The sequence below is a fragment of the Solibacillus sp. FSL W7-1464 genome, assembly GCF_038004425.1.
Classification (GTDB): domain Bacteria; phylum Bacillota; class Bacilli; order Bacillales_A; family Planococcaceae; genus Solibacillus.
This window is the reverse complement of sequence record NZ_JBBORC010000001.1, coordinates 1,161,040-1,186,721: the sequence shown is the minus strand read 5'-3', so window position 1 is coordinate 1,186,721 and position 25,682 is coordinate 1,161,040. Positions and strand designations below refer to the sequence as shown.

The 25,682-nt window shown below is 40.4% G+C and carries 22 protein-coding genes; all 22 read right to left on the bottom strand.

Annotated elements, in window-relative coordinates; genetic code table 11:
* Positions 1 to 32: 32 nt before the first annotated feature.
* A complete protein-coding gene (rpsU, locus tag MKZ25_RS05580; protein ID WP_004227078.1) occupies positions 33 to 206 on the bottom strand; it encodes a 30S ribosomal protein S21 in 174 nt (57 codons plus the stop codon).
* A 109-nt stretch (positions 207 to 315) separates the two neighbouring features.
* A complete protein-coding gene (gene deoC / locus MKZ25_RS05575; protein ID WP_340800608.1) occupies positions 316 to 984 on the bottom strand; it encodes a deoxyribose-phosphate aldolase in 669 nt (222 codons plus the stop codon).
* Positions 985 to 1,075: 91 nt separating this feature from the next.
* A complete protein-coding gene (locus tag MKZ25_RS05570) occupies positions 1,076 to 1,615 on the bottom strand; it encodes an adenylate cyclase (protein WP_340800606.1) in 540 nt (179 codons plus the stop codon).
* Between the two features lie 511 nt (positions 1,616 to 2,126).
* Positions 2,127 to 3,476, bottom strand: a complete 1,350-nt coding sequence (mtaB, locus tag MKZ25_RS05565) for a tRNA (N(6)-L-threonylcarbamoyladenosine(37)-C(2))-methylthiotransferase MtaB (RefSeq protein WP_340800605.1) — start codon at positions 3,474 to 3,476, stop codon at positions 2,127 to 2,129.
* A 166-nt stretch (positions 3,477 to 3,642) separates the two neighbouring features.
* On the bottom strand, positions 3,643 to 4,683 hold the full coding sequence (locus tag MKZ25_RS05560; RefSeq protein WP_340800604.1) for a HEAT repeat domain-containing protein: 1,041 nt from the start codon (positions 4,681 to 4,683) through the stop codon (positions 3,643 to 3,645).
* A gap of 180 nt (positions 4,684 to 4,863) precedes the next feature.
* The gene (locus tag MKZ25_RS05555; RefSeq protein ID WP_340800602.1) at positions 4,864 to 6,297 is read right to left on the bottom strand and encodes a glycosyltransferase family 2 protein; all 1,434 of its coding nucleotides are present in this window, start codon (positions 6,295 to 6,297) and stop codon (positions 4,864 to 4,866) included.
* Positions 6,298 to 6,303: 6 nt separating this feature from the next.
* Positions 6,304 to 7,344, bottom strand: a complete 1,041-nt coding sequence (locus MKZ25_RS05550; protein ID WP_340800601.1) for a HEAT repeat domain-containing protein — start codon at positions 7,342 to 7,344, stop codon at positions 6,304 to 6,306.
* 1 nt (position 7,345) lies between these two features.
* On the bottom strand, positions 7,346 to 8,200 hold the full coding sequence (locus MKZ25_RS05545) for a response regulator transcription factor (protein ID WP_340800600.1): 855 nt from the start codon (positions 8,198 to 8,200) through the stop codon (positions 7,346 to 7,348).
* Positions 8,201 to 8,260: 60 nt separating this feature from the next.
* A complete protein-coding gene (locus MKZ25_RS05540; protein ID WP_340800599.1) occupies positions 8,261 to 10,444 on the bottom strand; it encodes a hypothetical protein in 2,184 nt (727 codons plus the stop codon).
* Positions 10,445 to 10,589: 145 nt separating this feature from the next.
* Positions 10,590 to 11,204 carry a PH domain-containing protein gene (locus tag MKZ25_RS05535; RefSeq protein WP_340800598.1) on the bottom strand — a complete coding sequence of 205 codons (615 nt, stop codon included), beginning with the start codon at positions 11,202 to 11,204 and terminating at the stop codon, positions 10,590 to 10,592.
* A gap of 75 nt (positions 11,205 to 11,279) precedes the next feature.
* Positions 11,280 to 12,854, bottom strand: a complete 1,575-nt coding sequence (locus MKZ25_RS05530; RefSeq protein ID WP_340800597.1) for a phytoene desaturase family protein — start codon at positions 12,852 to 12,854, stop codon at positions 11,280 to 11,282.
* A gap of 328 nt (positions 12,855 to 13,182) precedes the next feature.
* Positions 13,183 to 13,926, bottom strand: coding sequence for a 16S rRNA (uracil(1498)-N(3))-methyltransferase (locus MKZ25_RS05525; protein WP_340800596.1), 744 nt, complete (start codon positions 13,924 to 13,926; stop codon positions 13,183 to 13,185).
* 86 nt (positions 13,927 to 14,012) lie between these two features.
* Entirely contained in the window at positions 14,013 to 14,951 is a 939-nt protein-coding gene (gene prmA, locus MKZ25_RS05520) for a 50S ribosomal protein L11 methyltransferase (RefSeq protein WP_340800595.1), read from the bottom strand.
* 14 nt (positions 14,952 to 14,965) lie between these two features.
* Positions 14,966 to 16,087: a molecular chaperone DnaJ gene (gene dnaJ, locus MKZ25_RS05515; RefSeq protein ID WP_340800593.1), complete on the bottom strand. Its 1,122-nt coding sequence runs from the start codon at positions 16,085 to 16,087 to the stop codon at positions 14,966 to 14,968.
* A 668-nt stretch (positions 16,088 to 16,755) separates the two neighbouring features.
* The gene (dnaK, locus tag MKZ25_RS05510) at positions 16,756 to 18,609 is read right to left on the bottom strand and encodes a molecular chaperone DnaK (protein ID WP_340800592.1); all 1,854 of its coding nucleotides are present in this window, start codon (positions 18,607 to 18,609) and stop codon (positions 16,756 to 16,758) included.
* Between the two features lie 98 nt (positions 18,610 to 18,707).
* Complete coding sequence (grpE, locus tag MKZ25_RS05505) at positions 18,708 to 19,265, bottom strand: nucleotide exchange factor GrpE (protein ID WP_340800591.1); 558 nt, start codon at positions 19,263 to 19,265, stop codon at positions 18,708 to 18,710.
* 77 nt (positions 19,266 to 19,342) lie between these two features.
* Complete coding sequence (gene hrcA, locus MKZ25_RS05500) at positions 19,343 to 20,368, bottom strand: heat-inducible transcriptional repressor HrcA (protein ID WP_340800589.1); 1,026 nt, start codon at positions 20,366 to 20,368, stop codon at positions 19,343 to 19,345.
* Between the two features lie 128 nt (positions 20,369 to 20,496).
* Complete coding sequence (hemW, locus tag MKZ25_RS05495) at positions 20,497 to 21,642, bottom strand: radical SAM family heme chaperone HemW (protein ID WP_340800588.1); 1,146 nt, start codon at positions 21,640 to 21,642, stop codon at positions 20,497 to 20,499.
* Positions 21,643 to 21,780: 138 nt separating this feature from the next.
* Complete coding sequence (locus MKZ25_RS05490) at positions 21,781 to 22,107, bottom strand: geranylgeranyl pyrophosphate synthase (RefSeq protein WP_340800587.1); 327 nt, start codon at positions 22,105 to 22,107, stop codon at positions 21,781 to 21,783.
* 487 nt (positions 22,108 to 22,594) lie between these two features.
* Positions 22,595 to 24,121 (bottom strand): methyl-accepting chemotaxis protein, encoded by a 1,527-nt coding sequence (locus MKZ25_RS05485; RefSeq protein ID WP_340800586.1) that lies wholly within the window; start codon positions 24,119 to 24,121, stop codon positions 22,595 to 22,597.
* A gap of 256 nt (positions 24,122 to 24,377) precedes the next feature.
* Entirely contained in the window at positions 24,378 to 24,557 is a 180-nt protein-coding gene (locus MKZ25_RS05480; protein ID WP_340800585.1) for a phosphomannomutase, read from the bottom strand.
* A gap of 256 nt (positions 24,558 to 24,813) precedes the next feature.
* Entirely contained in the window at positions 24,814 to 25,680 is an 867-nt protein-coding gene (locus tag MKZ25_RS05475) for a 2-oxoacid:ferredoxin oxidoreductase subunit beta (protein ID WP_340800583.1), read from the bottom strand.
* Between the last annotated feature and the right edge of the window lie 2 nt (positions 25,681 to 25,682).

Sequence of the window (25,682 nt, the reverse complement as noted above, 5' to 3'; positions counted from 1 at the left end):
GTGTTATGAACGTAGGGTTTTTACAGGGAAAATTACCACTTACGTTTACGTGCAGCTTCTGATTTCTTTTTACGTTTAACGCTAGGTTTTTCGTAGAACTCGCGCTTTCTAACTTCCTGAATTGTACCTGATTTTGATACAGTACGTTTGAAGCGACGAAGAGCATCTTCAAGCGATTCGTTTTTGCGAACGACAGTTTTTGACATCTCTCTTTCCCTCCCTCCGAACACACGTCATACATGCATTAACTGTTAGCTAATGTGTACTAAAGTAGTATAGCGTATCCTTAAAAAAGAGTCAACAAAAACTATCGAATTAGTAATTAGAATCTGATTTTAGACCATTCATGATAGCAACACCAGATGAAGCACCAATTCGAGTAGCCCCATTTTCGATCATACGTTGCATATCTTCCAGGCTTCGAACACCGCCGGAAGCTTTCACACCAAGATCCGGACCGACTGTTTTACGCATTAAAGCGATATCTTCCGCTGTTGCTCCACCTGTTGAAAATCCAGTAGAAGTTTTAACGAAATCAGCACCTGCTTCAACAGAAAGTTCGCAAGCTTTTACTTTTTCTTCATCCGTTAATAGACAAGTTTCAATAATTACTTTTACTAATGTACCATTTGCAGCGTCTACTACTGCTTTGATATCTTCACGAACTAAATCATAATTGCCATCTTTTAAAGCGCCAATATTAATAACCATATCAATTTCGCCGGCACCATTTGCAATAGCGTCTTTTGTTTCGAATGCTTTCACTGCAGAAGTTGTAGCACCTAACGGGAAGCCGATAACTGTACATACTTTAACTTCTGTCCCAGCCAATTGCTCTGCACTGAATTTCACCCATGTCGGGTTTACACATACTGAAGCAAAACCGTACTCTTTCGCTTCTGCACAAATTTTTTCTACCTGTTCTTTTGTAGATTCAGCTTTTAATAAAGTATGATCAATCATTACTGCATAATTTTGAGTCATTTCTCATTACTCCTTTTACTAAACATTAGTTGTCCGTACATCTATAGTTTAGCATGTATTTTAATTGACGCAAATTATCAGACAACTTAAATTATTCATCCGAATAGGTAAACTTTGTACGAATATTTTTTCTGTCCAAAGGTTCTCCTGAATCTGTGATATACCGTATATTCAACTCGGGAATATTACGATGGACTAACTGGTACGTTAAAATATTTTTGATTAAATACTCTTGTGCCAAATCAAATGCTTCCTGTCCTAAAAGTAAATCATCCGACAATACAATTTCCCAATTCGAATAGTCTTCATCTGCATCGATATGCATAATTCCATTTTCCGGGCTTTTTTCACTCGTCTCTTTGTACTGTTCCAGGAACTGTTCCGTTTGTTGCGCAATTTCAGTTAACTGTTGCTGATTCATTTCTAAAGAAACGACACCATTTGGCTGAATTGTTTTAAAAATATCCGATACCTTGTGCTCAATATTAAGCGAGCCGTAATGTTGGGCTACTTCTGTCGGGATTTTGACCTCCACCATAGCTGATTCACTTTCCACTGTAGGTTCTTCCTTTTTCTCCGTGCAACCATATAAAATAAATAGAATTGCAGCAAACATCCATATTTTCTTCATATAAATTGCTCACCTTCTTTACTTGTAATCGGGATAAACACAATGTTTCAAATTATAGTGTTGGCTTGTCTCCCTCATAATATACTTAAATTTCCATTCGTTTACGACTAACTTTTTGTAAATTAATCTGCTGCCTAAAAAGTACATTATGTTTCGCCCGATTATGAAAACTTGCACACACTATTTTCTCTACCCTATTTTTATGGAAATAAAAAGAGCTGGCTAATTTAGTGCCTGCTTCTTAGCCGTTGTTCTTCGTTGCGGCGGTCGCTTTCCAGGGGCACGAGGCCAACACGAAGTTGGTCACAAAAGCGTTGCCACAGGACGTGGCGTTCTTAGCTTTTGTTCCTTATCTCAGACATCGTGCTTATCTCCTAGGAGTCGCCGCCTTCACTACGAACAACTAATTAATCTTTTCACAGCAAGTAATGTCATCTAACACAAAAAGAGAGATTGCACAGTGCAATCTCTCTTTTTTCATAAAATTATTTAATTATGTCGAAACACAATATTAAATTGCCTGGCCTTCCAGTACGCGAACGAATTGTCCTTCGTTGTACGGATAGCCAGCTTTTGTAACTTTAACTTTTACAAGTTGTCCGACCATTTCTTCTGTTCCTTCGAAAATAACTTTTAAGTAGTTTGTTGTATAACCTACATATAAGTTTTCATTGTCGCCATCTTTAAAACGTTCTTCCGGAATCACTTCCAGTACTTCCCCTTCAAAACGGGAAGCATATTCTTTTGCTAGCTGATCATTCAGCGCAATTAAACGGTGAACACGTTCGTTTTTGATTTCTTCGTCAACTTGATCTTCCATTCTCGCTGCAGGTGTACCTGTACGTTGAGAATACGGGAATACATGAAGCTCCGAGAATTTGTGATCGCGGATGAAATTGTATGTTTCCATAAACTCTTCTTCTGTTTCACCCGGGAAACCTACGATTACGTCAGAAGTTACAGCTAGGTCCGGCAAAGCGATTTTCAGCTTTTCAAGACGCTCTGCGAAAAACTCCATCGTATACTTACGGCGCATACGTTTTAATACCGTATCCGAACCCGATTGAATCGGAATGTGTAAATGGTTTACCACAATTTCAGAGTTTTGCAGTACTTCAATAACCTCATCTGTTAATTGGGATGCTTCAATTGAAGAAATACGCAAACGTTTCAAACCTTTAACCTGTGCTTCCAAATCGCGTAACAGCTGTGCCAGATTATAGTCTTTGAAGTCTTGTCCGTATCCGCCTGTATGAATGCCTGTAAGGACGATTTCCAGATAACCCGCATCAACAAGCTGCTGTGCCTGGCGAATAACTTCTTCCGGATCACGTGAACGCATTAAGCCGCGCGCCCAAGGAATGATACAGAACGTACAGAAGTTATTGCAGCCTTCCTGGATTTTCAGTGAGGCACGAGTACGGTCAGTAAATGCCGGTACATCCAACTCCTCATACACACGGTTTTTCATAATATTGCGTACCGCATTGATCGGCTGGCGTTCGTTACGGTATTGATCGATATATCCAAGCATTTTCTCGCGGTCCTGTGTCCCAACAACAATATCGACCCCTGGAATCGCCATAATTTCAGCCGGTGACGTTTGTGCGTAACAGCCCGTTACACATATTACCGCATCCGGATTTTGACGAATGGCACGGCGAATTACTTGGCGGGATTTTTTATCGCCGGTGTTTGTTACTGTACATGTATTAATAACATACACGTCCGCCTGATGATCGAACTCAGTACGCTCATATCCCTGCTCTTTAAATAGCTGCCAAATAGCTTCTGTTTCATAGTGGTTTACTTTACACCCTAATGTATGTAGAGATACGGTTTTCGTACGTTCGTAACTCATAATTTATATCATCCTTTCAAGGTTAGCACTTATATACTTTACTCCGGCAACGCTGCATCTTTAAATTCGCCGGTAGCATGCTCTTCATTCACTTAATGAAGAAAAATATCAACGTGTTTTATAATAGCATAAATCACTATACAAAGCCTATTTTTTTAACTACTTGTTAAATTACCGCACTATTTCCCGCTGCTGTTGCTGCCGGGCTTTCTTCCCCGCTCCCGGATACTTGCTGGAGTATCGTTTTTCCGTCCGGTAAATCCATAAGCGATAATGCTGCCTGCTTACGGACATTGCTATTCGAATCTTGCAATAACGTTTGCAAATAAGTATAGGACTTCTCTTCTGTAACAAAACGTAAAATTTCCGCAAGTAACAGGCGCTCTTCCCAAAGAGAGGACTGAACAAAGTTTTCGTAATGCTTTATATGCGAAATTTCGCCAAACGAAGAAATAGCTCTTAATGCACGCAGACGAATTTCGGCACACTCGGATTTCAGTAAACATTCAAATAATTGAAGGTATGCACTATTTAAGTTTTGTTTCAGACATAAAGATTCCAAATACGCTAACTTCAGCTGAATCGGCAGCTCTTCAAAACGGTCTTTAAAATGTTCCAGATAATTTTCATCCATATTCGCCAGCAGCATATGGTATTCATCGTTACGAAAAGTCAATCGAGGTTTGTACAAATGTGCCAAAAATAAATTCCGATTATATTTCGCCATTACACGTAACATTAATAAATACTCTTTCACAGAACCCGTACGATTCTCTTTTAAACGACGTTCGATCAACGGAACTAAAAATTCAAGCTCAATAATCAGTGTGCGCTGTAAAGCATGGAGGCGATCAGATTCATCACGGCTCATCATTTGCTTCACATAGTAATTTTTCATATTTAACACAGCATATGTTGAAGCTTTTTCCCGAATTTCGTCTTTATTCATTGTTGTAATATATGAAACCAATATCGTATCAATTGCTGCCAATTCCATTTTCTTGTTTGAATGATGCCCAAGAGGTTTGTTTAAAACTAAATAATTATACCAGTCCCTGTCATTTTCCTGGATATAGTCATTTATGTTATTGAAAGCGCGTTTCTTTCTGTTCTTTTGATAAATCGTATAACTATAAATACATAGTAAGATAAAAAGCATTACACTACAGATAATTAAGATCCCCATCAAAATTTCTTCAATTCCCATTATTATCGCGACCCTCTCAATCTGTTTTCTATGTTAATTACTAATATATCACCTTTTTCCGTTAAGATTATACATCCAATTTTTTCTCCTATGTCCAATACTCCTTTTATATATGTAAAATGTAATAAAGAGAAACAATAAAAATAGACGGAGAACTTCCGCCTATCGACTTAGTTTATATTATACAGTATCATTTGCTTTCTTTTGCAATCCAGAACGAGTTAAGCTTCCCCACTCGTTTTTGCCCCGAATAAAGTACCAGAATCCTTGAAGGCGGAAAACAACCATCAGCGGGCGGAACCAGAATACTTCCGACAAAGAATACAGTAAAAGTTTCACGGAATCCCTGATGCGCGGATAAGTTCCCATACTCCAAGCTTCAAGCAAAATGGAAAACATCGAGATTACGGTACTGTAAATTAAAAACAGGACAAATAATGTAAGTGCGGGTTCCCAAGAAATACTCCCTATCACAAAGGATAAAATAACATACAGATAGCCCAGCAGTTCAATAATCGGACCGATCAATTCAACAAAGACAAAATACGGAACAGATATTAGACCGATCTGTTTGTATTTCGGATTGAGCAACATCCCGCGGTTCAGCATAAGACTGCTTAACAGCCCTTGATGCCATCGTCTCCGCTGTGTTCTTAAATCCTTTAAATTGTCCGGTGCTTCTGTCCAGCATACCGGATCGGGAATAAATTCAATGGATTTTTTTATTTTATTTTTTAGTAAATAGTGGTGCAGCCGGACGACCAGTTCCATATCTTCACCAATCGTATTCTTATTGTAGCCGCCGACTTTTATTGTATATTCTTTCGAAAAGACACTGAATGCACCAGATATTATTAATAATAAGTTAAAACGGCTCAGCGCAATTCTCCCCATATAAAATGCACGTAAATACTCAATAATCTGCATGACGACAACCGGGTTATTCGGCACAACCGACTTCAGAACACTGCCGTATTCGATTTCCGAACCGTTCGCTATACGCACACTTCCGCCTGCAGCAATGACTTTCCCGTTAGACGAGACAATTGGCTTCATCACTTGCAGCAAAGATTTAGTGGATAAAATCGAATCACCGTCAATCGAGCAAAAATATGGAAATCTCGAGACATTAATGCCTGCGTTTAACGCATCCGCCTTTCCTCCATTGTCCTTGTCTACTAAAACAATGTTATAGTGGAGTTTCGAATGATAAATGCCCTTGATTTCCGCTGACGGCAGCTGATTCTGCACTGTCCGGAAAACAGGCTCCATCTGAAAGACATCGATCACCGTCTGCAATGTCGCATCTTTCGAACCATCGTTTACAATCACGATCTCATATTGCGGGTATTCAAGCGTCAGTAATGACTGAACCGTGCTGATAATTCCGATTTCTTCATTATAAGCAGGGACAATGATTGATACAGGCTTTGAATAAACTGCATTCAAATTTACCTTCCCTTCCAGATGCTTGTCCAGATTCCTGTCTTTTCTCAACTGAAAAAAAGCAAAGATCAACATTAATGTATAAACCGCAATAACTGTTAACATATATATGAAGATCAGGGAACTGAACACTTCGTTGAACCAATATAGTATTTTATCTGTATTCATTTGACATCACCCTAACTTTAGGACTTCCCTTGCCATATCTGCTGCATACAAATCATTTTTACTGTCGATTATTTGCTTTAATATTACTTGTCCCTTTGGCATATTGAGTAAGGATAAGGCGGCCTGTTTACGTACTTGCCAATTCGAATCCGTGATTAACCGCTGAAGATACCGATACGATTCCTCTTTTTTTTCAAACCGCAAAATTTTCGCCATCATCAGCCTTTCTTCCCAGCTGGAAGAAACGACGAAGCGTTCATATAACTGTAAATCAGAAATCATACCAAATGAGGCAATCGCCTTTAGAACCCGGATTCTTATCTCCTGCTGTTCCGATGCCAACAAAAGCTCATAGAAAGAGAGAAAATCATTGCTTACATTTGTGCTCAGGCTCAGATAATCAAGCAGCGCCAGTTTCAGTTGGATTGGCAAGGATTCAAAATGATGTGTGAAATAGTCGATATAGCCCTCATCAATCGTCGACAACAAAAGTTTATATTCATAGTCATCCAACGGTAATCTCGGTTTATAAACATGGGCAAAAAACAAATTACGATTATATTTTGCGACTACACGCAGCATCAATAAATATTCTTCCATTTCATAATCGCGTTTATTTTTTAAATGCCGCTCAATGATCGGTACTAAAAATTCCAGCTCCAGCAATAATGTACGTTGCAATACATTCAAACGGACCGATCGATCACGGCTTTTTATTTGCTCGACATAGTAATTCTGCATATTCAATGCCGCATATTCGGAAACTTTCCGGTGAATAGACTCATTATTAAGTGTGGTCAGATATGATACAAACAGTTGATCAATCGCCCTCATCGTAGTATCATCCGGCCTGTGGTCCAGCGGTTCATTATAAACGAGGTAGTTATACCATTCCGTTTGATATTGTTCGAAATATGCATTCATCTTTTCATTGATCCGGTCTCTTTGCATCCCTTTATACACTAAATATATAAATATACACAAAACAACAATCAGCAAGATGGCGCCCACTATGACCGCACCGACTAAAAATTGGCGATCAATCATATTACCGCGACCTTCTCAAATGATTTTTAATGCGAATCTCAAATATCTTCAAATTAAAGGGACGGACAAAGTAAGCATCAGCACCATTTTCAAGACAGTAAAGCTGGGCTTCCTCGGAATTGCGCGATGATATGAATAAAATTAAATACTTTTGTTCATTAGGTAAACCGCGCAAATAATGCAAAACCTCAAAGCCATTTTTCCTAGGTAAAATATCATTCAGCACGACAATATGATGATGCTCACTTCGGTACCAGTCTGATTCTACAAATTCAAGTCCGTCATTGAACACCTTAACCTCCAAATTCTGCTCAGCTGTTTCCAGATTATGAAACAGATTCGAAAAAATAGATTGTGTAATAGGATCATTTTCAATTATGCTTATCTTCATCTTGATTCGCTCTTTTTCCGCAAAATGTGGAATTGCCACTATTTGAGCATCTGAAAAATCCAGGCCCAACAATTTTGCTTCACCAGCTTCCAGCACTTCTTCAAGCGGATGCAAAGAATTCGCTATTTCTGCTATAACGGCGACAAGCGGCATTTTTAACGGTGATAGTGCAGATTGAAGCCGGCTTAGAAAAGATTGTGATTCCATTACTTTGCTGATTGACAGAAGAAGAATGATATATTGTTTTGACTGATGCGCAAAAACAAAATCCGACTTACGTAAATGATCTTTTACTAATTGATAGAAATCTTCATAACTTGCGGAAGCATCATCTGTATATTTCACGAGAACAAACGAAAAATGAATCCCCTTTTTTCTGACATAAGCCAGCTGCAAATTATAGAGATGCTTCAAATCCCGAAAATTCTCTATGCCATTACCGAACTGGTTCTTCGTTTCTTTCATTTTTATTTCACCCCTGTTCATACATATAATCCAACCGGCGCCCGGATTTTACGCCAAAGTTCACTGTATATTTGAGAACTTTTCCTGCAAAATATAATACGATTCCTTTAAACGTTCCTTATATTGCGGTATTGTCCAACCTTTCCATGTGTAGGTTTTCAGGTCTGTTTTACTTTCCGGAATCTTTATTTTCATTTCATCATTTTCGATGATCAATGCACCGACTTCAATTCCCTTTGTGATTTCCGTTGTCATTTCCTCATTTCTGTATAAATCCGACCACACTTCCAGACGGCTCGGATCCGTAAAATTCAGCAACAGCCAAGGAATACGAATTTCTAAAACCCCGTCCGCTTCATTAATCGCATAATCGGCAAGTGAATCATAATCCGGACTTTCCGGGTTGCCGTTTCCTTTTCGAAGCTTCCCTGTTTCGTATTTTTCGAATGGATGAGTTTTGTTCAGTACCGGAATCGTCATTTCTTTGTTTAGTGCATATTCGATTGGGTTAAACTGGCCTCTGTTTTTTTGCTTTGTACCTTCAAACGGAACTTGCTTTAAACGATCGCCGTACAGTTTCTGGAACAGATCATAGTAGGCATCAACTTCAATTCTGCTGTTGTCTTCTTCTTTTATCGTGAGTACAAAATCCGCTTCATTTAATAACGGGTAGCCCTGATACGTTAAATTCCCCTGCCCTTTTACTGTACTGAAGTAGATCAGTGGATAATAATCATCAGAAAACACCACATTTTCCGCGTCTATCCGTAAATATAAATAACGTTCATCAGAATCCAGATAAATGGTCATCTGTTCCGTTTCATACATCGGCTTTTTATCGGCCCAGTCCGATGTATCCCCATCCACTTTTATTTTCAATGTATCAAAGCTGAGCAGTCCGAACTGCTGTTCATTTGTTTGCGCATTTGACCAAAATGGCCGCTGATCGGGATTATCGAGATCCATCGTATTCCATGTCCGTTTAAACCACTCATCCTGCCAGGAGAACACTAAGCCTCCAAGCATGCCTTCATCCAGAATATCTTCATAGAGACTGACTAAATATTCCCCCTGCTGGCGCTCGGTCACAAAACCCTGATTCCAGCCAAACGGATTTTTATGCGTCAAACCGCGGGAAGCCGGTATCCCAAATTCCGATATTAAAATCGGCAATCTGTGCGCTTTCTTCAGATCATTCAAATACGCCGCATAGTTGTTTCGTTTACCGCGGTGGTCGATATACTCCAAATAGTCAGGGGTATAATTCATAAAATCAGGATAATACGGATACACATGATAATTTGCGAATTGGCCTACTTGCTGCAGCTCTTTCTTTTCATAAATAACATTCGGGTTTACCGATGCCATATCTTCCTCTTCACTCGGCTCATAAGGATGGGCCAGTAAATCGGTCGTTACCCAGTTCGTAAAACTGAACGGGCGCATCCATTTGTATTGATCGATTTCATAGCGGGCAGCATATTCCATTTGTTCAGCCAGCCATATTTCAAATGGTGCGGCGTCCTTTGTTGCAAAGTATCTGCCTTCGAATTGAGCCTTGCCTTTATATTTTTCATTCACTGAATTCACCGCAAAAGGATACCACTCGATGCCGATCATCCACCCAATGACATACGGAGCAACATTGGCCGTATAGTTCCCTGATGCATGACCGGGCTGATGTTCAATTTCCGCATTGCCATGAAGAATATCGATAATATGTTTGATTTCCTTTTGAAACTTTTCTGTCGGTTCACCGTATACATCCATTTGTTCTACTACCGGCTCTTCTTCCAGCCATACCCCATGAAACAAGTAAATCGGCTGTTCATGTGACTCATTGTACTCGAGCAACGCTTCATAAAATGCCGGTGGGTGGATTGTGTAAACACGGATTGCATTTGCGTGCATATCACCAATCCATTCCAGCCATCTAGTATAGTCTTTTTTTGTGATGCCTGCTTCACCCGGGAAAAGACCTGGCTTAGCCATCCCGATGTTTACCCCTTTAACGGTTATCTCCTGCCATTCGCCATTTTGCAGTACCTCATACCGATCGCTTAATACCCGCGCATTATAGGCAATATCCTGCTCATAGACCGGTTTAACAGATGTTGCGGTAAGTTGTTTTGATGTTGAGGAATCCACATCTACATCATCCTTTTCTGATTTATTATTCATTAAATAAATCCCTAGCGGAACGGTAATGAGCAGCAATCCTAGTACGAGTAATATTTTTTTCATCAGCGCCACCTGCCATCATTCATTATTAAAAAGGGGGAAAATCACTTTATTGTTTCTCTTCCCCTTAAATACGGTCAAAAAACGGAAAATGACCAAAAAGAAAACACCCTATTTCAATTTCAGAAATGGGTGTCGTCTACTACGATTAATTGTTAATATATTTCTCGAAAACATCGCCAAAATCTTTTTTTACAAATGCTTTCTTCTGCTCAAGCATCCATCTATGTGAAAATGCCGTGATTTCCTTAAATGCAGCAGCTGGTGAGATACCATCACTGCCGGCGCGGCCGATTGCAGATGCAGCTAAATTCAAGCTTTGTTTTGCCGCATCCATGCTGAATGTATTCGCTTTTTGTTCTAGTGAAATCGCATGAAGCGCTTTGTACAGATCTTTAATTTCCGTTAAGTGTTTTTTATGAATATCGATACTTAACGGCACATTTCCGATGACAAACTTAATTTCAACATCCAGATCGATTGTACCGGCAGTTTCCAGCAGCACTTCTTCAATCGCAAAATGTTCATAGTCATAGCGACGCAGCATACGTTTTTTGCTCATCGCATTCGCGCCGTCCACATGGATTAACGCATAGTTTGTGAAGCAATACTCATCCGCTTTTGTTTTGATCAGGAAGTAGATTTTCTCATCGACCTCATTAAAAATAAAATCATCCGAATCCGTTTTGTCAAAGTCCTGTCTTGAAATCACTACTCCTATATCTGATAGACCTAATGCATCTGATGCTAATTTTTTGAACATTGTATTGCCTCCTTTAATCGAATAGTTAATATACGTTTCCATTCAGTTAAAAGTTTCGTTGCACTGAAATCTTCTTTAAGCATTTGTTTGAATCGCTGCAGGCTGATGCTGTAATTGTGAATGCGCTTTTTTATACAGTTCCACTTTCGGCAGTGGTTTAACAGGAAGCATCGTCTGTTTATCCTGCTGCAAAATGCCGTTCGCTGTAATTCGGGCAGATTCCAGAATAATCGGCAATCCGCTGCCCGGATGCGTACCCCCACCGACCAGCCAGCACTGATCCAGTTCTTCAAATTTATTGCGCGGACGGAATACAAGCATTTGCGACAATTGATGACCTAAGTTGAACGTCGCTCCTTTGTATACATGAATATCACGTTCCCAGTCAGCAGGCGTAATCATCCGCTCTTCTTCGATATATTCCCAAATGTCCTTAACACCAAGTTTATCCGCCACCATATTCAAAATCATATCCCGGAAAGGACCTGCCTTTTCCGACCAGTCGATGCCGCTCATATTATTCGGTACCGGCACTAAAATATACAATGTCGATTTTCCTTTTGGTGCAACCGTTTCATCCGTTACTACAGCATTTTGGATGTAAATTGACGGATCTTCGGACATCAGTTTCGTTTTTGTTATTTCCTCTACATTTTTCCGGTAATCTTTTGCAAACCAGATTGTATGATGCGGTAAATCAAATCGTTTATTGACACCTAAATACAGCATGAACGTTGAACAGGAGTACTGTTTTTTTTCAAGTTTTTCCGGTGTATATTTTTTTAATAGGCCCGGCTCCACAAGTTTTGTCATCGCATGTGCAAAATCTCCGTTAATGATCACTTCATCCGCTTCGATTTCCTGATCATCTTCCAGCAGTAAGCCCGTCACTTTTCTGCCGGATGTTTTTAATTTTTTTACGCCCTTATTGAGCAGGATTTTCCCGCCTGATTCCAGTACAACTTTCGCCATCGCTTCAGTCAGCTTATTGATGCCGCCTTTAATGTGGTAGACGCCGTACGCATGTTCAATATACGAAAGAATCGAAAACGCGCCGGGACTTTCCCATGGGGACATCCCTAAATATTTTGCCTGGAATGTGAAAGCGAGCTGCAGTTCTTCTTCGTTATAAAACTTGGACAGTGTATCAACAAGCGAATTCCCTACTTCCAACTCCTTGAACGCTTTCATTACTTTCGGATTGAACAGATCTGTCAGCTTGTTCATCGGTGCCTGCAGTACAGGAGCCAGCACTTCGAGTTTCTTCTGGGTCTGCTCCATGTAACGCTCATAGCTTCCCTCATTACCAGGGAAAAGCTCATCAATTTGACGAATCATTTCATCTGCATCACGTGTCATATTAATCTTTTTATTATGGTAGATTAACTGATACATCGGATTTAAATCAATCAGATCCACATAGTCGTGAATATCGCGGCCTGTTAATTCAAAAATTTCTTCCGCAATGTACAGCATATTTAAAAATGTCGGTCCCATATCAAATTTATAGTCACCAAGCTTAATCTCACTTGTTCGCCCGCCTACATATGCCTGCTTTTCATAGATCGTCACTTCATAACCTTTATGCGCCAATAACATCGCGACCGCCAATCCGCCAGGCCCTGCTCCTACAACTGCAATTTTTTTCATGTATAGTTCCTCCCTGTTTCGATTCGATATTGTACAATGATTCACTCGGTAATTTAAGTTTGTATAATGTTTAGAAGTGTTCTTAATTCTTCCCACCGTTAATATTAATAAAATTTCACATTTTAACTGTTTACACTATTAATCTATCCAAAGATACTGATATATGTTATACAAACATTATACATAATAGTTTTACGTTATACAAGGAGAAAATTCATTTAGTTTGTGAAAGTAAGTTTCCGGTATGCAAAAAAAGCCTTAATATCTCTTGTGTGAGAAATTAAGGCTTTTTTGCTTCAATTGGTTTTGTTACCCCAAACCCAATCCACTATTCAAATTCATAGGAAATCGCAGCCAGCGCATATAGCGGTGCCGTCTCCGCTCTTAAAATACGAGGGCCGAGCGACATTGTCTGTGCACCTGCTTCCAGCAAAACGGCCGATTCATTGCGGGAAATGCCGCCTTCAGGGCCGAAAATACATAAGATGCGCGGTGTCTTTTCAGCATTTAACGATTGCAGCTTTTGTTTAAATGTTGTTCGTGTCGCCAATTTTGCATCTTCTTCATCGGCAATATATACAGCGTCATAGTGAGGGAAAGTTTGTACAAGCTGTTTGAAACTGATTGGTTGTACAACTTCCGGGACATATGTACGGTGCGATTGCTCGGCCGCTTCCTGGGCGATTTTTTGCAGACGTTCCTGGTTTTTCTTCGCTTTTTTTTCATCCCATTTAACAATCGAACGTTCCGCAGCAAATGGAATCAACGCATGCATACCAAGCTCAGTCGCTTTTTGCGCAATCAGTTCCAGTTTATCGCCTTTCGGTAAGCCACATGCAATATCGACATCTACCGGCATTTCCGGTGAAGGAATCGTTACACCTGTTTTTTTCGCGTGTACATCCTGGTCCAGCTCGATGATTTCACAAATATATGCTACATTATCATGCACAACAATGATCTCTTCCCCTGCCGTCATACGCATTACTTTTGATATATGGCGCGCATTTTCTCCGGAAATGATAAAGTGGTCCGTGTCATGATCCACTGTATCTACAAAATATCTTTGCATTGTCTTCACTCCTTGTCGGTTGGTAACGTAAAAATCGAACATTTTGCCCAATAGCAAAATGTTCGATTTTCGATTAAACGGTCTAATTATGGACGACGTGAAATAATCGCTACCCAGTCTTCCATCATCAATACTTCTTCAATAACAAATCCGGCTTCTTCCAGAGCTGCTTTTACATCATCTTTCTTTGCTCCGATAATGCCCGATGTAACGTAGATGCCGCCTGATTTTACAATTGAAAACGCATCATCCGTAAATGACATAATGATCTCTGCTAAAATATTCGCTACGACAATATCAGCCGGCTCTTTTACTGTATCCAATAAATTGCCGTGGAATACTTCAACAATATCACTCATTTTATTCAATTCAACGTTTTCACGTGCTGCATTTACTGCCACTTCATCCAAATCCAGCGCATGAACGCTTTTCGCTCCAAGCATGGCAGCACCAATTGACAGTACGCCCGATCCTGTACCAACATCGACTACAGTATGGTCACGTTGTACAACTTTTTCAAGTGCCTGTAAACACATTACCGTTGTTGGGTGTGTTCCAGTTCCGAATGCCATCCCCGGATCCAGCTCAATGATCAGCTCATCCGTTGATACAGGTTTGTAGTCTTCCCAAGTCGGTACAATTGTGAAACGTTCGGAAATTTTTACTGGATGGTAGTATTGCTTCCATGCTGTTGACCAGTCTTCTTCATCAACCTCGCATAGTGTCAATACATTCTCACCAATGTTAATATCAAAGTTTACAAGATTTGCGATTGCAAGCTTAATTTCTTCGATTGTTTCCGCTAAAAAACTTGAAGCTGATAAATATGCTTTTACAATGACACCTGTTTTCGGAAAATCTTCCGGATTCAGTGCATAAATCTCACCGAATTTATCGATTCTCTCTTTGTCTAATTCCTTTGAATCTTCAATTACTACACCGCTTGCACCGGCTTCATGTAAAATGTTCGTCACTGCGTCAACAGCCTCATGCGTTGTTAAAATCGAGAGTTCTGTCCATTTCACTTGCAATACACTCCTTAGTCACCTTTAATTTTTTTCTTGATTTTATCAAATAGTGAGCTTCCGTGTTCTTCCGGAATGTCTCCACTAATTTCTGCAAATTCACGTAAAAGTTGTTTTTGTTTTTCCGTTAATTTTGTCGGTGTCACTACATTTACAATGACATACTGGTTCCCCATGCCATAGCCGTGTACATTTTTTACACCTTTATCTTTCAGGCGGAATTGTGCACCGGATTGTGTACCTGCAGGAATTTTCAGCTTCACTTTTCCGTGGACTGTCGGTACTTCGATTTCATCACCTAACGCTGCTTGCGGGAATGTTAACTTTAATTCAAATAAAATATCGTCGCCGTCACGTTCGAAATACTCATGCTTGCGAACATTGAAAATAATATATAAATCGCCTGCCGGACCGTTGTTGAATCCTGCTTCGCCTTGACCTGCCACACGTAATTGTTGACCATCATCAACACCTGCAGGAATCGTAATTTTGATTTTTTTCTTTTTCGTAATCGTACCAGTACCGCGACATGGTGAACATTTATCCACAATGATTTTCCCTTGACCACGACATGATGGACAAGAACGTTTGTTTACCATACGACCAAATGGTGTGTCAACCGCCTGGTTAATTTGGCCCGCACCATTACATTGTGAACATGTTTGCGGCTGCGTACCTGGTTTTGCGCCAGAACCGTGACATGTATCACATGTTTCATCTTTAGGAATTTCGATTTCTGTTTCTTTACCGAATACTGCCTCTTCAAATGAGATGTTCATACGGAATTGTAGATCGTCGCCTTTACGCGGGGCGTTTGGATCTTGGCGTCGACCGCCTCCGAAGAACGAACTGAAGATGTCTTCGAAACCGCCGAATCCAGCGCCGCCTCCGAAGCCGCCGCCACCAAAGCCTGCATTTGGATCTTCATGGCCGAATTGGTCATAGCGTGCGCGTTTTTGGTCGTCTGACAGCACTTCATATGCTTCTGCGACTTCCTTGAACTTTTCGTCCGCGCCTTCTTCCTTGTTTAAATCCGGGTGATACTGTTTTGATAATTTACGATACGCTTTTTTTATTTCATCTTTGCTTGCACCTTTGCTCAGGCCAAGTACTTCATAGTAATCGCGCTTACTCATTGTTCACTCTCCGCTCTTTTTACATAACGTCTATTTTAACATGTTGAAAAATTGATGTATAGCTTTTGCTTTGCATAATGAATGCAATTAATGATTCGTTGTATCCATATAGCCCGTTGTGCTACGTTACGGGGCACGCTTTCCTGGGGGCGTGGCTCCAACTAACTTGATGTATGCCTTTACGGCGGCATACATCAAGTGGATTTTCCGCGCACGCTAATCCCCTAGGAGTCGGCCCCTCCACTCCGCACAACTACCGGTTAGTAATAATAAACCTTTTCTACATCACTTTTCGCAATATATAATTTCTTCTTTTTATAAAGTCCAGTGCTTTCCATTGCGGGTTGGACGCTTTCCGCGGGCACGGCATGAGGCCAACACGATGTTGGTCACAAAAGCGTTGCCACAGGACGTGGCGTTCTTAGCTTTTGTTCCTTTTGCTCAGGCGTCACGCTATTCCCGCTGGAGTCGCCTCCCCTCCATTCCAAGCACTTCTCGTTTAGGATACAGTTTCGTGTTCTAACTAAATTCAGCTCTACGATGTTCTACCTTCGTAGCACGGTTGACCTTTTTCAAAATAAATGTAGCAAGATTCCACCTAACCATATACAAGCTTAAAAGCCAAAGCCGCAAGCGGTCTTTGGCTTTTATGTGGAAATCAGAAAGAATTATTTATTGTCTTTGTCGTCTTTTACTTCTTCAAAATCAGCGTCTACGATACCATCGTCTTTTTGACCAGCGTCTGCTGCGCCTTCGAAGCCTTCAGCGCCGCCTTGTGCTTGTGCAGCTGCTGCCGCTTGCTCGTAAACTTTCATTACTAACGGTTGCAGTACGCCTTCTAATTTTTCTTTAGAAGCTTTGATGCCTTCAAGCTCGCCTTTTTCTAAAGCTGCTTTTAACTCGTCGCGTGCATCTTCAACAGATTTCTTTTCGTCTTCTGTGATTTGCTCGCCTAAGTCTGTAATTGTTTTATCCACTTGGAATACTAATTGGTCAGCTTCGTTGCGAAGATCTGCTTCTTCTTTACGTTTTGCATCTGCTTCAGCGTTCGCTTCTGCATCTTTCACCATACGCTCGATTTCTTCTTCTGATAAACCTGAATCAGATTGGATCACGATTGTTTGTTCTTTTTGTGTACCTAAGTCTTTCGCTTTAACCGATACGATACCGTTCGCATCAATATCGAATGTTACTTCGATTTGTGGAATACCACGTGGTGCTGGTGGAATATCAGATAATTGGAAGCGACCAAGTGTTTTGTTGTCTGCAGCCATTGAACGTTCACCTTGTAATACGTGAATGTCTACTGCTGGCTGGTTGTCTGCAGCTGTTGAGAACACTTGAGATTTAGATGTTGGGATTGTTGTGTTACGATCGATCAGTTTCGTCATAACGCCGCCCATTGTTTCAATACCTAATGATAATGGTGTTACGTCTAATAATAATACGCCTTGTACGTCACCAGCTAATACGCCACCTTGTACAGCAGCACCCATTGCTACTACTTCGTCCGGGTTTACGCCTTTGTGCGGCTCATGACCAGTTGCTTTTTTAATTGCTTCTACTACTGCAGGAATACGAGTAGAACCACCAACTAAGATTACTTTATCTAATTCTGAAGCAGAAAGACCTGCATCTGATAATGCTTGACGAGTTGGAACAATTGTACGCTCAACTAAGTCTTTTGTTAAATCATCGAATTTCGCACGTGATAATGACATTTCCAAGTGAAGCGGGCCATCAGCACCTGCAGTGATGAATGGTAATGAAATTTGAGTAGAAGTTACACCTGATAAGTCTTTTTTCGCTTTTTCAGCTGCATCTTTTAAACGTTGCATTGCCATTTTGTCTTTTGATAAATCTACAGAGTTTTCTTTTTTGAACTCTTCTACTAAATGAGCGATGATTTTGTCGTCGAAGTCGTCACCACCAAGTTTGTTGTCACCTGCTGTTGCTAATACTTCGAAAACGCCGTCAGCTAATTCAAGGATCGATACGTCGAATGTACCGCCGCCTAAGTCGAATACTAAGATTTTTTGGTCAACATCTTGTTGATCTAAACCGTAAGCTAAAGCTGCAGCTGTTGGTTCGTTGATGATACGCTCTACTTCTAAACCAGCGATTTTACCAGCGTCTTTTGTTGCTTGACGTTGCGCATCGTTGAAGTAAGCAGGAACTGTAATAACCGCTTTTGTTACTTTTTCGCCTAGATAATCTTCAGCATAGCCTTTTAAGTATTGTAAAATCATTGCAGATACTTCTTGTGGCGTGTACTCTGTATCATCCACTTTAACTTTTTCGTTCGTACCCATTTTTGATTTGATTGAAATGATTGTGTTCGGGTTTGTTACAGCTTGGCGTTTTGCAACTTCACCAACCTGTTTTTCTCCATTTTTGAATGCTACTACAGATGGAGATGTACGGTTACCTTCTGGGTTTGGAATTACTTTTGGTTCTCCGCCTTCTAATACAGATACACAAGAGTTTGTTGTTCCTAAGTCAATACCGATAATTTTACTCATAATTTAATTTTCCTCCTAATAGTAAAAAACAAAATGTGTTTGATAAAACATAAAATCTAATAAATAAATATATACAGATAGCACCGAAAAGCACTAAATTACTCGTTTACAGATACCATTGACGGACGCAGTACACGGTCCTTTAACTGATATCCTTTTTGCAGTTCGCGTAAAATGATGCCTGTTTCCTTTTCACTGTCCTGCTCCTGCATTACAGCTTGGTGGAAGTTCGGATCAAAGCTTTCGCCTTCTGCCGGAATGATTGTTAGACCTTCTTTTTCCGTTGCAGCAAGTAGCTGGTCATATACCATTTGTACACCTTTGTACAATGAAGCCGCTTCTTCAGTCGTCACTTCTACTTGCAGTGCACGGTCCAGATTGTCCAGCACCGGTAAAAGTTCAGTCAGCAAGTTTTGCGCACGGTATTTCTCCGCTGCTTCACGATCTAAACGTGTGCGGCGGGCCAAGTTATCGTAGTCGGCACGCAGACGCAGATAACGTGCATCCTCTTCTGACAGTTTCGCCTCAAGTTCAGCAATTTTCTGATCTTTTTCATCTACTGCGATTTCTTCGGTTTCAGTAGTTTCAGCTGTTCCCACTACTTCTTCCGTAGTTTCTTCCTGCTGCAATTCTTCATTGTTTTTTGTTTCTGACACTTCTTTTCCTCCTCGAGTATCAATCATTTATGAATTCTGCGGCTATATAAAACACTACGCCCGCAAAATCAATGGTGTTACTGCTTTTTATCGAAAAACGCCCGGGACAGACTGTTTGCCATAACATCCAATAATGTGACAACACGTCGGTAATCCATGCGTGTCGGGCCGATAATCGCAATCGCCCCCTGCTGTTCCTCCCCGACAAGGAAGGATGCGGTGATGACACTGCAGTTTTCCATCGCTAAATGATTGTTTTCTGAACCTATTCGGATTTGAATACCATTTTTCTGTTCATTGAATAAAGTTTGAACTTGGCTTTCCTTGTCGATCAGATCCATCAGCATTCGCACTTTTTCTAAGTCATGGAACTCCGGCTGATTCAACATATTGGATTTACCACCGTAATAAACTTTATTTTCGTGATTGTTTGAAGTAATGGATAACAATGACCGGATAATTGAATCGGATGCATGAATATGAGATTTCAATACCGATAATGCCTCGGTTTGAAGCTTTACCGGAAGCTCATAAAGCGGTACACCGACTAGGCGGTCATTCAAAATATTAACCATTTTTTCAATATCATGCGGGTTGAAACCCGGTGGTAACGTTAGCGTGCGATTTTCTACATGACCGTTATCTGTGATGATAATAGCCACCGCTGTCTGTTCTGTTAATGGTACAATCTGGAATTTTCTGACACGATGTTTTTGCACATCCGGACCGAGTAATATGGTCGTGTAAGTCGTCAATTCCGATAATATATTTGCGGATTCTTTTATAATTTGTTCTGCTTCAACAATCTGCTTTTTAAAGAGCGACTGGATTTGCGCTACTTCGCCACTCGTAATAATTTGAGGCTGAAGTAAATGGTCGACATAAAAGCGATACCCTTTTTCAGAAGGGACCCTGCCTGAAGAAGTATGCGTTTTTTCTAAAAAACCCAGCTCCTCCAAATCTGCCATTTCATTACGTATTGTAGCAGCACTATACGTAATACCTTCTTTTTTGGATAGTTGACGCGAACCAACAGGCTGTGCTGACATCACAAATTCGTCTACGATTACTTGCAATAGTTGTAACTGCCGATTTGTTAACATCTTTCTCACCTCTGTTAGCACTCGGTTAAGAGGAGTGCTAATATATTTATAAATTAGCAAATCTCTAAATTGATGTCAATGAATTCGTCCGTTTTTTTTAACTTTTTTCAAGCACCTGTGTAAAAAGATCATTCCCCTACCAAAAACCGCTGAAATACTTCATTGCCGATAAACCGGCCTTTCCGTGTCAGACGGATTCCTTCAGCGTCAAGCTCAATCAGTTGTTCTTCCTGCAATCGTTCGATGATTTCCTTATATATAGAAAGCATCGGCTGACCGAATTTTGTTTCAAATTCTTCATGTGTCACGCCAGCAGTCTTTCTTAGTCCTAAAAACATCTGCTCTTCCAGCTTCTCATCCACTGTCACTTCATGTTCATGAAGTAAAGGCCGTTCTCCTGCCATCACTGTTTCAATATATTTTTTGATCGGAGCGACATTGGAATAGCGTATCCCTTCCAGGTAACCGTGAGCACCAGCGCCAAATCCCGCGTATTCGTCATTATCCCAATAAATTTTATTATGTGTTGACTCATAGCCTTCATTCGCGAAATTACTGATTTCATACTGCAGAAGTCCATGCGTTTCCATCGTATCCATCAAAACTCCGTACATGTCCGCTTCCAGATCCTCTGTCGGCAAATGGAGCTTCCCTTTCGCATACTGGATATAAAAGATCGTTTTAGGCTCTACAATAAGCGAGTACGCCGAATAATGCGGCAGCTTCAGTGCCAGTGCCTTTTCAAGCGTTTCCTGCCATTGTTCCATCGTCTGACCAGGCAGACCATACATTAAATCAATGCTTATATTTTCAAAGCCAACATTTTTAGCGTTTTGGATTGTTTCATATACATGCTCATTTGAATGGGTACGCCCGATTTTCTTTAAGAGCGACTGGTCGAATGATTGGACACCCATACTTAAGCGGTTGACGCCCCCGTTGTAAAGGGCCTGCAATTTTTCGATCGTCAGCTCATCGGGATTTGCTTCACTGCTAAACTCTTTTACGGATGACATCGGAATATGTTTCGTAATAAGCGACAATAATTTTTCGATTTGCTGTGCGGACAATGCGGTTGGCGTACCCCCGCCAAGGAAAATCGTTTCGATATTCGTGAACGCTTCCGGCATCCCGGCAACCGTCATTTCCATTTCCCGTCCAAGCGCTTCAATATATTCATCTACTGGCTGATTTTTAAAAAATACTTTATTAAAATCGCAGTAGTTACAAATTTGATGACAAAAAGGAATGTGAATATATACACCTCTAGCCATTTAAATCACTTCCTTATTCTAGATGTTCTCTTTTATTGTAGCCTTTCTCCACTAAAATACAAATACGGACCCTCGGAAATGAACAACAAAAAAAGCTTTGCTAAATGAAGATTCATTCAACAAAGCTGGATTCATTTATTAAATAGAAAATACTGGCTCTTCGTTATTCATTAACATGATTAAATCAATAGCTGACATTTCAGGCAGCTTTGCGCAAAATTGTTGTGCTTCTTCAGCAGTGTCGAATGGGAAGGCATCCAGTTCTTTTGTTATTTCATATTGATCATCCAAGAGTTGGATCATATAAACGCGTACCGTTGGGTGGCAACGCTTTGTTGCATCAAAGTTTTCCCCTGCAATGACAATACCTGTATTCGCTGACACTTTGCTGACAATTGTTTCGATAATATGTAGCTCATCCTGGACAAACCATTTCGGTGCGATTAGTTGAATTTGACTGTTCATAAAATACATCCCCTTAATTAATATATTTATCTAATAACAAGCCTAACTGATTACAGCAATTATTAGTAATTTGCCACAGTGAACATAACGACTGCTTTTTGCAAATTTCTGAATAATGAAGCTAAAACAAGTATAATCTACTAACATTCTCTCTATCTGGTTTCGTATTAACTAAAAAACACGTAATTTTATACCCTATTCTACTACAGTCAATAATTTATTAAAAGCTACATTCTTAAAAATATTCTTAATATTAAATCAATGACTATAGGTGTATTGAATTATGGAATAAATTTACATATCGTTCATTAATATGACTTCTTGATTAAAGATAACAGTTTTCATAATAAATTTCATCATTTTTCAGAAAATAATTACAAAATTTATCGGATTTTTATCTTTTATCGATGATCATGATTAAATATTACAGTAATATAACAAAATTGAAAATGCTTTCGACAAAATACGTCAAAAAGCATTTTTTGGATTAAATGTGAAATCGTTTTACTGCATGTGTTAAGGAACGCATATTTTTTGCAATGTTCTGGATATCTTCATAGATTTCGGTCGTAGATTTTTTTTGAATGTCGATTTGCTCTTGAATTTGATGCATCGACAGGAGATTTTCCTCGGAGCGGTTGCTTAATTCAATCGAACTTTGCGCGACGTCCCGAGTATGCATCGAAATTTCATTCATAATAGTAGAAACATGCTCCATTTGCGGACCGATTTGTTGGACTTGCATCGTAATTTCCCTGAACTTTGCCGCGCTATGTTCCGTTGTAGAGACCCCTGTATCCACACTGCGCATTGCATTTTCCATATTGTCTGCCGCCTCCAGGGCATCTTGCTGAATACTCGCGACGATTGTTGCAATCGATTTTGTGAACTCCTGCGATTGTTCCGCCAGCTTACGCACTTCCTGGGCAACCACTGCGAAACCCCGCCCATGTTCCCCGGCCCTTGCTGCTTCGATGGAGGCATTCAGTGCCAGCAAATTCGTCTGGTCAGCAATCGAATGAATCATCATGACCGCACGCGAAACATGCTGTGTCTGTGCATTGAGCTGAGTAATCGTATTACTGGCTATTTGCACCGCCTGTTGCACATCTTGCATTTGCTGCAGATTTTGCCCGACGATCGCTTCCCCGTCCACAGCCTGTGCGATCGTTTCTTTTATATAGTGATCGACATGGTACATGCGCTCGGTTATTTCATCAATCCCTGCAGCTACTTGCTGAACGGATGCCGCATTATCCGATAATCGGGCTGTTGCATATTGCAGTGAACCGGTCATGTCATCCGAGCTTGCGGCAATTCTTACTGCCCCCGTTGTAATGTGCTCCGCATTTGTCTGAAGCTCGTTATTCGCTTCTGACGCCGATTCTGTATTATTCCGGACCGTTTTTAGCAGCTCCTTCATATCCCCGATCATTAAATTGTAATATTTCGTTGTTTCCCCGAGCTCATCGCGTGCCGAGTATGTCGCGTACTTCGTTAAATCTCCTTGCTGTACAAGTTTAAACAGCTGCTTCAGTTCCCGCGTCGGCTTATTGATCGAGCGGATCGCCTGAACGCCGAAAAACAGTACGAGCAGCATCAATAGGATGGATATGGATAACAGGAGGCTGTAGCCGAATTTTATATCGTTCTCATGACTGGCTAATTGCGCCGATGCCCGCTCGATTATGTATGTGTCGATTTCCTCGAATAGTCCGGCCGATGGGTTACTCGCCAGCTGTTTCATATAAAACTCCATTTTGGAATCGAATGAAGCTGCTGCTAATTGTTCCCTGGATTGCGGCGGGATTTCATTTGTCTGGAGGTACTGCTGTTCAATGTCTTGTATCGTATGAAGTGTCATCAGTTTTTCTTCATATAAAGCCTGTGCTTCCCTCTCCATTTTCCGTAAATAGTCCATACTGAATACGGTCAGAATAATATTCGAACAGATACATATGATCATTAACACTGCAAGCCGGTCTTTAAATTGAATCGCATTACGAAAGCGCATGGTACACTACCTCTTTTATCTATGTATTTTAATTCAGTATAAAGGGACTATGTAAATGGATTAATGTAAATATGTTAAATTGTTGTAAAAGTGTGAGGTCGTGGAAGTGGGATGGTGTTTAAGATTTTTTCTTAGAGGCATTATTGTTGGGGATAGAAATAGCTGTATATAGTGTCGGATAATATGTTGATTGAACGATTGGGCCATAGTTCTTTTTGCATTAAGAAGGCTGTCGGCTGGAGATGTTCTAATATATTTAGAAATCTTCTAATATATTTTTATTTATTCTAATAAAATGCGGATTTTCTAATATATCTCCCTGTTGTTCTAATAAGTGTTCGGGATGTTCAAATATTACCTCCGGATCTGCTAATATCACGGTGACTTTTTCTAATAAACCATGCAATTGTTCTAATAAAAACCCAAGCTCACTCATTCCCTATCGCATTTGAATGCAAAAACAGCTCTAAAGAAGCTTTATTCAAATGTTATTGTTCGATTTTCTAATAAGACACCAACTTTGTCTAATAAACTCAACTTATTGTCTAATAAACCGCTACAATGTTCTAATAAAAGCCAGTGCCTCCTCGCCACCTGCATCACCAACAAGCACAATACCCAAATCGATCATTTCAGCAACAAAAAACTATACAAGCCGGAAACCCCAGCCTGTATAGTCATCAAATCATTATTTACATAAATTCTTTCGTCAGCTGATCAAATTGTTCTTCAGATAAGCTAATATCGATATCTGTTAACGGCAGCTCTGAATAGCCTTTAATCTTCTCCTGATACGAAGTTGTTTCAGTATCCTGATAAATGATGCCTGTTACAAGACCTTCATGGCGCATTACTGTTTGCATCGCTGCTTCACGGTTAGATGAATCATAGCCTTCGATGTCGGCAAGCTTTGTCAGGTTCTCTTTGAACCAGTCGTACGTGTTTACTTTATTGTACGTTACACATGGCGAGAATACGTTGATGAATGAAAAGCCTTTATGGTTCAGCCCTGCTTCGATCATTGCTGTCAGTTCTTTAATATCTGTTGAGAAGCCTTGTGCCACAAATGTCGCACCTGCAGTTAACGCAACTTCCAATGGTTTTAATGATGGCTCGATTGCTCCGCCTGGTGTTGATTTCGTAATGAAACCAGCAGCAGAACGTGGAGAAGTTTGGCCTTTTGTTAATCCGTAAATCTGGTTATCCATTACGACATACGTAATGTCGATGTTACGGCGGATTGCATGGATTGTGTGACCCATACCGATTGCGAAACCGTCACCGTCACCGCCTGAAGCGATAACTTTCAGGTCTTTGTTCGCCATTTTAAGGCCTTGCGCGATCGGCAATGCACGACCGTGAATGCCGTGGAAGCCGTATGAGTTAATATAGCCTGAAATACGGCCTGAACAGCCGATACCTGAAATCACCGCTAATTCGCTCGGTTCATAGCCTACATTTGCTGCTGCACGCTGAATCGCCGCTTGTACGGAGAAGTCACCACAGCCTGGACACCAGTTAGGTTTTACGGAATTTCGGAAATCTTTAAATGTTGCCATGA

Coding starts and splice junctions, on each gene's coding strand:
- rpsU (WP_004227078.1), bottom strand. CDS start 206: ATGTCAAAAACTGTCGTTCGCAAAAACGAATCGCTTGAAGATGCTCTT.
- deoC (WP_340800608.1), bottom strand. CDS start 984: ATGACTCAAAATTATGCAGTAATGATTGATCATACTTTATTAAAAGCT.
- MKZ25_RS05570 (WP_340800606.1), bottom strand. CDS start 1,615: ATGAAGAAAATATGGATGTTTGCTGCAATTCTATTTATTTTATATGGT.
- mtaB (WP_340800605.1), bottom strand. CDS start 3,476: ATGAGTTACGAACGTACGAAAACCGTATCTCTACATACATTAGGGTGT.
- MKZ25_RS05560 (WP_340800604.1), bottom strand. CDS start 4,683: ATGGGAATTGAAGAAATTTTGATGGGGATCTTAATTATCTGTAGTGTA.
- MKZ25_RS05555 (WP_340800602.1), bottom strand. CDS start 6,297: ATGAATACAGATAAAATACTATATTGGTTCAACGAAGTGTTCAGTTCC.
- MKZ25_RS05550 (WP_340800601.1), bottom strand. CDS start 7,344: ATGATTGATCGCCAATTTTTAGTCGGTGCGGTCATAGTGGGCGCCATC.
- MKZ25_RS05545 (WP_340800600.1), bottom strand. CDS start 8,200: ATGAAAGAAACGAAGAACCAGTTCGGTAATGGCATAGAGAATTTTCGG.
- MKZ25_RS05540 (WP_340800599.1), bottom strand. CDS start 10,444: ATGAAAAAAATATTACTCGTACTAGGATTGCTGCTCATTACCGTTCCG.
- MKZ25_RS05535 (WP_340800598.1), bottom strand. CDS start 11,204: ATGTTCAAAAAATTAGCATCAGATGCATTAGGTCTATCAGATATAGGA.
- MKZ25_RS05530 (WP_340800597.1), bottom strand. CDS start 12,854: ATGAAAAAAATTGCAGTTGTAGGAGCAGGGCCTGGCGGATTGGCGGTC.
- MKZ25_RS05525 (WP_340800596.1), bottom strand. CDS start 13,926: ATGCAAAGATATTTTGTAGATACAGTGGATCATGACACGGACCACTTT.
- dnaJ (WP_340800593.1), bottom strand. CDS start 16,087: ATGAGTAAGCGCGATTACTATGAAGTACTTGGCCTGAGCAAAGGTGCA.
- dnaK (WP_340800592.1), bottom strand. CDS start 18,609: ATGAGTAAAATTATCGGTATTGACTTAGGAACAACAAACTCTTGTGTA.
- hrcA (WP_340800589.1), bottom strand. CDS start 20,368: ATGTTAACAAATCGGCAGTTACAACTATTGCAAGTAATCGTAGACGAA.
- hemW (WP_340800588.1), bottom strand. CDS start 21,642: ATGGCTAGAGGTGTATATATTCACATTCCTTTTTGTCATCAAATTTGT.
- MKZ25_RS05490 (WP_340800587.1), bottom strand. CDS start 22,107: ATGAACAGTCAAATTCAACTAATCGCACCGAAATGGTTTGTCCAGGAT.
- MKZ25_RS05485 (WP_340800586.1), bottom strand. CDS start 24,121: ATGCGCTTTCGTAATGCGATTCAATTTAAAGACCGGCTTGCAGTGTTA.
- MKZ25_RS05480 (WP_340800585.1), bottom strand. CDS start 24,557: ATGAGTGAGCTTGGGTTTTTATTAGAACAATTGCATGGTTTATTAGAA.
- MKZ25_RS05475 (WP_340800583.1), bottom strand. CDS start 25,680: ATGGCAACATTTAAAGATTTCCGAAATTCCGTAAAACCTAACTGGTGT.